Source organism: Nocardiopsis protaetiae (assembly GCF_045446735.1).
GTDB classification, from domain to species: domain Bacteria; phylum Actinomycetota; class Actinomycetes; order Streptosporangiales; family Streptosporangiaceae; genus Nocardiopsis; species Nocardiopsis protaetiae.
This window is the reverse complement of the sequence record NZ_JBJJBV010000283.1, coordinates 1-8,496: the sequence shown is the minus strand read 5'-3', so window position 1 is coordinate 8,496 and position 8,496 is coordinate 1. Positions and strand designations below refer to the sequence as shown.

Sequence of the window (8,496 nt, the reverse complement as noted above, 5' to 3'; positions counted from 1 at the left end):
CCGACCCGAGGAGAGACCATGGTGACCCGCTACCACCCCGGCGAACGCGCCGTGCAGGAACGGGCGGGACTGAGCGAACAGGCCGCCTTCTCCGACGGGGCGATCCGCGCGGAGATCCCCGACGTGGCCGCCGCCTTCCTCGCCGAACGGACCTCGCTGGTCGTCGGCGCCGTGGACGGGGGCGGGGACCCGTGGTGCACCCTGCTCGGCGGCCCGCCCGGGTTCGTGCGCGTGCTCGGGCCCCGCACCCTGGAGGTGGACGCCCTGCCCGGGGCGGGCGACCCCCTGGACGGGCTGTTGGGGAGGGCTCCGGTCCGCGTCGGGATGCTGGCCATCGAGCCGCAGACCCGGCGGCGGATGCGGATCAACGGGGTCGCGCACCCGCGTTCGGGCGGGCTGCGCGTCACCACCGACCAGGTGTACGCCAACTGCCCCAAGTACATCCAGAAACGTGTGCCGCAGCCGCCGCCCGCCGGGAGCCGGGGCACGCCGACCACGGGTGACCGGCTGTCCGCGGAGCAGCAGCGGCTGGTGGAGGGGGCGGACACGTTCTTCGTCGCCACCGCCGACCCCGGCGGCGCCACCGACGCCAGCCACCGCGGGGGCGCCCCGGGCTTCGTGCGGGTGCACTCCCCCACCCGGCTGGAGTGGCCCGACTACGTCGGCAACGCCATGTTCAACACCCTGGGCAACCTGTGGGCGCGGCCGCAAGCGGGGCTGCTGTTCCCGGACTGGGAGACGGGCGGCGTCCTGCACCTCACCGGCGCGGCCCGCATCCGCTGGGACGGGACCGACCGCTCGGTGGAGTTCGAGGTCGAGCGGTCGGTGTCCGTGCCCGGCGGGGGGCTGCTGGCCCCGGGGGCGCCGCTGTACTCCAAGTTCAACCCGCCCGTCGTCCCCGCGTCCCAGAGTGGAGCGTCCCTGTGAGAATCCGTGTCGACCGTGAGCTGTGCGAGAACCACGGGCAGTGTGTGTTCGCCGCGCCCGAGGTCTTCTCGTTCGACGACGACGAGAACCTCGTGTACGAACCCGCGCCGTCCCCGGCGTCGGCCGACGCCGTCGCCAAAGCCGTCGCGAGCTGCCCCGTCCGGGCGATCACCGTCGAGGGGGTGGGTGTGTGAGCGGCATGACCGGGAACCTCGCGCCCGCCCCGGCCGGGGCCATCGCGGGCCGCCCGGTCCGGGCGGCCGGCAAGGCGGGGGCGGGAACGTGAGCGGGGACCTCGACCCGATCGTCGTGGTCGGGGCGGGGCTGGCCGGGCTGCGGGCGGCGACCGCGCTGCGCGAACGCGGGTACGCGGGGCGGCTGGTCCTCGTCGGCGACGAACCCGATCCGCCGTACGACCGGCCGCCGCTGTCCAAGGAGGTGCTGGCCGGGCGGCTGCCGGTGTCGGCCACCGACCTGCCGGTTCCCGCGGACCTGGACGCGCGGCCGGTGCCGGGGCGCGCGGCGGTCGGGCTGGACCGGGCCGCCCGCACCGTGGCGCTGGACGACGGCACGGCGCTGCGTTACGGGGGGCTGGTGATCGCCACCGGGGCCTCGGCCGCGCCGTGGCCCGGCGCGGTCCCCGAACGCGGCGTCCACCTGCTGCGCGGGCGCCGCGACGCGGTCGCGCTGCGGGAGTCGCTGCTCGGCGGGGGTCCCGTGCTGGTGGTCGGCGCCGGGTTCCTGGGCAGCGAGGTGGCCTCGGCGGCACGGTCGATGGGGCTGCCGGTCACCCTGGTGGACCCGGGGCGGCACCCGCTGGAGGCCGCCGTCGGCCCGGCGGCCGGGGGCTTCGTGGGCTCCGTGCAGGCCGCCGCCGGGGTCGACCTGCGCATGGGCGCCACCGTGGCGGAACTGCCGGACCGCCGGGGCTCGGCCCTGCTGTCCGACGGGAGCCGGGTGGCGGCCCGCACCGTCGTGCTCGCCCTGGGCGCGCGCCCCAACACCGGGTGGCTGCGGGGCTCCGGGCTGGGCCTTGACCCGGGCACCGGCGCGCTGCTGTGCGACGGGCGCCGGAGGGCGCTGGACCACCGCGGCGAACCCGTGCCGGACATCGTGGCGCTGGGCGATGTGGCGGCGGCGCCGCACCCCTTCCCGGGGCCGGGGTCGCCCGCCCACCTGATGGTCGGGCACTGGAGCGAGGCCGTCGACCACGCCGCCGGGGCGGCGGCCGCCCTGCTCGGCGACCCGCCTCCGGAGGGGTCTGTGGTGCCCTCGTTCTGGTCGGACCAGTTCGGCCTGCGCATCCGGTCGGTGGGCCTGCCGCGGGCGGCGGACCGCGCCGAGGTCCGCGAGCACGATCCCCGGCAGCGGCGCCTGGAGGTCACCTACCACCGGGGGGAACGGATGGTCGGCGCCCTCACGGTGAACCGGACCTCCCGCCTGGCCGCCCACCGGCAGGCCGTCGCCCGGAACATGGAGGGAGCGGTCACCGCACCGTCCGCGTGATCCGGGCCATGGCGACGGGGTGGTGCCGTCCCCGCGCCGCCGCCGTGGACCGAGGTATGCCCGCGGTGCGGCCGGTACCGCATGCGGTGCCACCGCGTTCCTGGGCGGACCCGGGGTGTGGAAGGCGTCGCGCCCATGGGGTTACCGCGCTCCGGGACATGGCGGCGGGGTGGAGACGCCCCCGCACCGTCGCCGTCGGCCGGGGCACGGCCGCGGTGTGGGGTGCCGACCTGCGGTGCCGCCGCGCTCCGGGGCATGCCTGGGGGCGGAAGGCGCCGTCGCGGGGATCGGCGGGGAGGCGCGGGGATCGCCTCTCGGGGCGTCGTTGGGGTCTCGGCAGGTGGGGAGGGCACCCCCGGGCGGGGGTGCCCTCCTTGGTGTGCGGTCACCACCAGTAGGCGGGGTAGGGGCGCCCGGAGGCGCGTGCGCCGATCAGGCCCACCGCGACCAGGACCGCGGTGGCCGCGACCAGCAGGCCCAGGAAGGGCAGCGGTGACGGGGCCTCCACGGCGACGATCACGGCGGTGGCCGCCGCCGGGGAGTGCGGGGTCCGGGCCAGGGCCATGACACCCAGGGCGAGCCCGCCGGCGACGGCGCCCGCCCAGAAACCGGGTTCGGCGACGAGGAGGACCGCGAACCCGGTGAGCGCGGAGAGCAGCTGCCCGCCCACGACGCTCCGGGGCTGGGCCAGGGGGAGGGCGGGTGCGCCCGCGACCAGGGCCATGCTCGCGGCCAGCGGCGGGATGAGCAGGGGCACGTCCAGTAGGACGGTCCCCGCGGCCAGGAGCAGCAGGGCGGTCACGCTGGTCGCCGTGCCGACGAGGACCGCGCGGGTGCCCGCGGGGGCGGGGGCTCGGCCGGCCAGCAGGGACGCGAGGGTCCGCGGGCGCTCGGCGGGGGTGGCGGGGGCGGGGGTGGCGTTCGAGGTCATACGGATCCCGATCCGGTAGTCAAACTTTCCTAATGGGTAAATGTGCTTTTATCCGTTAGCTTGCGCTCCTCGGGAGTCTCGCAGAGGTACCTAACGGCGGACAAGGTCCACTACCGTTAGGTGATGGACCTCTCCGTCGACGACATGCCGGTCCGCGGCGAGCACCCCGCCGTGGATCTGGTGAACACCGTGTTCATCCGGGGCGGGCTGCGCGGTCGGCTCGTGGACGTCCTGCGCACCCCCGCCGATCTGGCCGCGTGGGTCGACGGCCAGCCCTTGGGCGGCCGATCCCCGGGCGACGGCACCGGGGCGTTCCCCGCCGCCGATGACGCGAGGGGCCGTGCGGCCCTCGCCGGGTTCCTCGACCTGCGCGAGATCCTGCGCCGCCTGTTCGCCGCGGCGACCGCGGACGAGGACGCCGAACCCGCCGACGTGGCCGCGCTCAACGCGCTCGTCCGCACGAGCACGGACTGGGTGGAGCTGCCGCCGGCCGGGCGCGGGCCCGGCCTGCCGCGCACCGACGCCGCCGACCCGCCCACCGCCGTGCGGGCCCGGGTCGCCCGCGCCGCGGTGGACCTGCTCACCGCGCCCGGGCCGTCGCCGCTGCGCGCCTGCCCCGCCCCCGGGTGCGTGCTGTTCTACCTGCGCACCCACCCCCGCAGGGAGTGGTGTTCGCCCGGCTGCGGTACCCGGGTGCGGGTCGCCCGGCACAGCCAACGCCGCGACGCGTGAGCGCCGTGGGGAGAACCGGCTCCGGGTAGGGTCGCCGGGCACGACCACCGCCGCGGCGGGTAAGCGGGGTGGGGCGAGCCCGGGTCTGAGTCACCGGGCACGGTCAACGCCGCGGCGGGTGAGCGCCGTGGGGAGAACCGCCTCCGGGCGGGCTGCCCGACACGGCGGGTGCCGGGGCGGCCGAGCGGCGCGGAACACCGCCCGGCCGGAGGCGGCCGACCGGCGGGGCGCGGCGCGTGAACGGCGCCGAACACCGCCCGGCCGGGGGCACCGGAGCGGGTCAAGAAGTGTCGACCGATTCCGGGATCTCCGTTGGCGAACCGCCCTGAGCTGCGTTGATAGCGTCGAGCGGTCGACGAACAGGAGAGCAGCCGATGCGAGCAGTGGCCTTCGAGAACTACGAGACGTTCCCGTCTTTGACCGACGTCCCCAAGCCGCAGCCGGGCCCCGGCGAGGTGCTGCTGCGGGTGGCGGGCGCGGGCGCCTGCCACTCCGACGTGAGCGTCTACCGGCACTTCAAGGAGGGCGCGCCGGGTGCGCAGAGGCCGCCGTTCGTCCTGGGTCACGAGAACTCCGGCTGGGTGGAGGAGCTCGGCGAGGGTGTGAGCGACCGCGTCAGGGTCGGCGACGCCTACCTGGTGTACGGGCCGATCGGCTGCGGCCACTGCCGCAAGTGCGCGCGCGGCCAGGACACCTACTGTGAGAACGCCGCGACGATGCCCTACCTGGCCACGGGCCTGGGCCGCGACGGCGGCATGGCCGAGTTCATGACGGTGCCCGCCCACCACCTGGTCCCGCTGGGCGACGCCGACCCGGTGGACGCGGCCCCGCTGTCGGACGCCGGGCTCACGCCCTACCACGCGATCAAGCAGGCGCTGCCGCACCTGGCGGGCGGCGGTCGGCACGCCCTGGTGATCGGCCTGGGCGGGCTGGGGCAGATCGGCGTGCAGATCCTCAGGGCGCTGACCGGGGCGACGGTGATCGCCACCGACGTCAAGCCGGAGGCGCTGGCGCGGGCGGAGAAGAACGGCGCGGTGACCGTCGCGGGCGGCGACCGGCAGGTGGAGGAGATCCGCGAGATCACCGGCGGCCGGGGTGTGGACGCGGCGTTCGACTTCGTGGGGATCACCCCGACGATCGCGACGGCGGCGTCGTCGATCGCCCAGGGCGGCCGGGTGACGGTGGTCGGCATCGCGGGCGGCACCCACGAGTTCTCGTTCTTCACCGCCCCGTACGAGTCCTACGTCACCAGCACGTACTGGGGGACGGTGGAGGACCTGTGGGAGGTCGTGGACATGTACAGGGCGGGGCAGATCCGCCCGGAGGTGGAGCGGTTCGGCATGGAGGACGCCCTGGAGGCGTACCGGCGGCTGGAGGCCGGGGAGGTCTCCGGCCGCGCCGTGGTGGTGCCGAACGGGGGGTGACACCCGCCGCGAACGCCCGGCTCCGGCCGGGCGTTCCGCGTGCGGGCGGGTTCTCGGTAGAGTGCGCGCGACCGATACCGGGCCAGGGAAGGCGGAACAGGTGGAACTGGGCATCGCGGGCAGGACCGCGCTGGTGACGGCGGCGAGTTCGGGGCTGGGGCGGGCGATCGCGATCGCCCTGGCCGCCGAGGGTGTGAACGTGGCGGTGACCGGCCGAGACAAGGAGCGCCTGACGAGGACCGTGGAGGACTGCGACGCCCACGGGACGTCGGCCCTCTCCGTGGAGTGGGACCTGGCCGACCACGGCCGCGCCGCCGAGGTGGCCGCGTACGTGGAGAAGCGGCTGGGGCCGGTGGACATCCTGGTCAACAACACCGGCGGCCCGCCGCCCACCCCGGCGCTGGGCCAGGAGCCCGGCCTGTGGGAGGACATGTACGGGGCGATGGTGCTGCCGGTGATCCGGCTGACGGACTCCGTGATCGGCGGGATGCGCGAACGCGGCTGGGGCCGGGTCATCACGAGCACCTCGGCGGGGCCGGTCGCGCCCATCCCGAACCTGGGGGTGTCCAACACGCTGCGGGCGTCGCTGCACTCCTGGTCCAAGACGGTGGCGAACGAGGTGGCCGCGGACGGGGTGACGGTGAACGTCATCGTCCCGGGCCGGATCACCACCGCCCGCACCGACGCGCTGGACCGGGCGCGCGCCGAGCGGGAGGGCCGCACGGTGGAGGAGGTGGAGCGCGACGCCGCGGCGTCGATCCCGGTGGGCCGCTACGGCCGGGCGGAGGAGTACGGGGCGGTGGCGGCGTTCCTGGCGAGCGTGCAGGCGGCCTATGTGACCGGGTCGGTCATCCGGGTGGACGGCGGGGCGATCCCCACCGTGTGACCGCGGGTGCCCGAAAGCCGACGGGCGTCGGGGGGCGGGTCCCCCGGCGCCCGTCGGCGTCGGGCCCGGGCCCCCTTTTCTCACCGTGAGCAACCAACACTTATCGCGATTATCCCAACATCATGTTTGTTATCAGGGAGCATCAGTTTCTTTCCGTGCACATCTCATGGCTGTGAGCAAGAAATCTGTCCGCATCCGGCCAGAATTCGTGTTTTCACGATCCGTCACGAACCAGATGGGTGGTGCACGGCGACAGAGATGGTGACGGCGACCCCCGCCGACCCAAGGAGGACACCCCGATGCGCCCCTCGATCAAGACCGCCCTCGCAGCGACCGGCTCGGCCGTGGCCGCCAGCGCCGTGACCGCCGCCGTACTGCTGCCCCTGGGCAGCGCGTTCGCCGACCCGACCACCCCCACCGAGGACTGGGGCGAGTGCACCGGCCCCTACATCAAGGACATCACCCTGGAGGAGGCCCTCCCCTACCTGGAGGCCGAGGGCCACACCCCGGCGCAGGGCCCGCTGGACGGGTACGACGTCACCTACGTGCCCGAGTTCGCGGCCGGTGAGCCGTTCGACTCCCTCTGGGAGGACGAGACGGGCGACTGGCCCGCCGAGCACAGCCGGGACTGGATCGACCCCGACACCGTGCAGCTGGAGACCTGGCCGGGCGAGGACGGGGAGCCGGTCGAGCAGTACGCGATCTGGGACAGCGCGCTGAGCGTGAGCGTGCAGCGCGACGACCGCATCCAGGACGTGGAGTCCTACCTGGAGGAGTTCCTCGACTCCACCGTAGAGGACTACTTCGCGGGCCAGGACGTCCGCGAGCTGGAGTCGGGCCAGGGCTACTACACCGGCGAGGACGCGCTGTGGGTGCCCGAGCCGGGTGTCGTGGTGACCGTGTTCCTGTGGGACGAGTCCTGGGAGGGCGAGTACTACGACGAGGAGTACCACGAGGACGAGGAGGAGTACTACGAGGAGTCCCTGGAGCCGGTGGGTGACCACGACGAGGTCCTGAAGATCGTGGAGGGCGTCGTCCCGGCCTGACACGCTCTACAACGACGCCGCCGTCCGCTCAGCGGGCGGCGGCGTCCGCGCGTCCGCGCGTCCGGCGGGGCACACTCCCCACCCGAAAGCCAACACTATGTTTGTCTTATAACAATATATGTTTCTTTTAGTGATATTTCTGTAGCGCACAGCAATAACCATGTCCGCATCCGGCCAGAACCCGTTGTTTCACGCTCCGTCACGAACCACGGGGCCGCGAACGGCGACACAGCTGATGACGGCGACCCCGCCGACCGAGAGAGGACCCGCCATGCACCCTTCGATCAAGTACCTGCTCGCCGCGTCCGGAGCGGCCGTGGCCGCCGGCGCGGTGACGGCCGCCGTGCTGCTGCCCCTGGGCGCAGCGCCCGCCCCCCTGAACGGAGCGCTCACCGGATCGGCCGCCGCCACCGAGGACTGGGGCGAGTGCGCCGCCTCCCGCGTCGAGGACATCACCCGGGAGGAGGCCCTCGCCTACCTGGAGATCGAGGGGTACGCCCCGGCGCAGGGCCCGCTGGACGGGTTCGAGTTCGGGTACCTGCCGGAGTACGTGACCGGCGAGCCGTTCGACGCCGCCTGGGATGACGGTGTCGAGGCCACCGGCGCCGAGATGAACCGGACCTGGTTCACCGAGGACGGGTTCCAGGCGGAGACGTGGTCGGAGGGGTCCCGCGACGACTCGATGCTGCTGGCGGAGGAGACGATGAGCGTGTACGTGACGCGCTCGGAGGCCTTCACCGACCTCGACTCCTACTTCGAGGTGTACGGGAGTTCGGACCGGGCGGACTTCCTGGGCGACGGGGAGACCCGGGAGTTCGACTCGGGCGCGGGCGTCTACACCGGCGCGGTCGCGATCTGGATCCCCGAACCCGGCGTCGCGGTGGTCGTGAACCTGTCGGACCCGGACTGGGTCGGGGAGGGCGAGGAGCACTTCCCGGCGGGTGACCCCGAGGAGATGCTGCGCGTCCTGGAGGGCATCACCTGGGCGTGAGGCATCACCTGGGAGCGAGGGAGCGGACCGCCGGGCCCATGGGGGCGCCCGGC

9 protein-coding genes are annotated in these 8,496 nt (G+C 74.4%); 8 read left to right on the top strand and 1 reads right to left on the bottom strand.

Going from position 1 to position 8,496, the window contains the following annotated elements; genetic code table 11:
• The 3 genes from ACJOT3_RS29195 to ACJOT3_RS29185 form a co-directional block, all read left to right on the top strand.
• Positions 1-927, top strand: a 927-nt coding sequence (locus ACJOT3_RS29195) for a pyridoxamine 5'-phosphate oxidase family protein (protein ID WP_406976346.1), incomplete at its 5' end; no start/stop codon positions are given.
• Complete coding sequence (locus ACJOT3_RS29190) at positions 924-1,121, top strand: ferredoxin (protein ID WP_406976345.1); 198 nt, start codon at positions 924-926, stop codon at positions 1,119-1,121. The genes ACJOT3_RS29195 and ACJOT3_RS29190, both read left to right, overlap by 4 nt.
• Positions 1,122-1,209: 88 nt before the next feature.
• Positions 1,210-2,433, top strand: a complete 1,224-nt coding sequence (locus ACJOT3_RS29185; RefSeq protein WP_406976344.1) for an NAD(P)/FAD-dependent oxidoreductase — start codon at positions 1,210-1,212, stop codon at positions 2,431-2,433.
• Between the two features lie 385 nt (positions 2,434-2,818).
• On the opposite strand, the gene ACJOT3_RS29180 is transcribed toward ACJOT3_RS29185, so the two are convergent.
• Positions 2,819-3,364, bottom strand: a complete 546-nt coding sequence (locus ACJOT3_RS29180; RefSeq protein WP_406976343.1) for an HPP family protein — start codon at positions 3,362-3,364, stop codon at positions 2,819-2,821.
• A gap of 123 nt (positions 3,365-3,487) precedes the next feature.
• On the opposite strand from ACJOT3_RS29180, the gene ACJOT3_RS29175 reads away from it, so the two are divergent.
• The 5 genes from ACJOT3_RS29175 to ACJOT3_RS29155 all read left to right on the top strand — a co-directional run bounded on the left by ACJOT3_RS29175 (position 3,488) and on the right by ACJOT3_RS29155 (position 8,443).
• On the top strand, positions 3,488-4,096 hold the full coding sequence (locus tag ACJOT3_RS29175; RefSeq protein ID WP_406976342.1) for a CGNR zinc finger domain-containing protein: 609 nt from the start codon (positions 3,488-3,490) through the stop codon (positions 4,094-4,096).
• 374 nt (positions 4,097-4,470) lie between these two features.
• Positions 4,471-5,520 carry an NAD(P)-dependent alcohol dehydrogenase gene (locus tag ACJOT3_RS29170; RefSeq protein WP_406976341.1) on the top strand — a complete coding sequence of 350 codons (1,050 nt, stop codon included), beginning with the start codon at positions 4,471-4,473 and terminating at the stop codon, positions 5,518-5,520.
• Positions 5,521-5,620: 100 nt separating this feature from the next.
• On the top strand, positions 5,621-6,406 hold the full coding sequence (locus tag ACJOT3_RS29165) for an SDR family oxidoreductase (RefSeq protein WP_406976340.1): 786 nt from the start codon (positions 5,621-5,623) through the stop codon (positions 6,404-6,406).
• 299 nt (positions 6,407-6,705) lie between these two features.
• Positions 6,706-7,452 (top strand): hypothetical protein, encoded by a 747-nt coding sequence (locus ACJOT3_RS29160; protein ID WP_406976339.1) that lies wholly within the window; start codon positions 6,706-6,708, stop codon positions 7,450-7,452.
• Between the two features lie 271 nt (positions 7,453-7,723).
• Positions 7,724-8,443 carry a hypothetical protein gene (locus tag ACJOT3_RS29155; protein ID WP_406976338.1) on the top strand — a complete coding sequence of 240 codons (720 nt, stop codon included), beginning with the start codon at positions 7,724-7,726 and terminating at the stop codon, positions 8,441-8,443.
• The last annotated feature ends 53 nt before the right edge of the window (positions 8,444-8,496 follow it).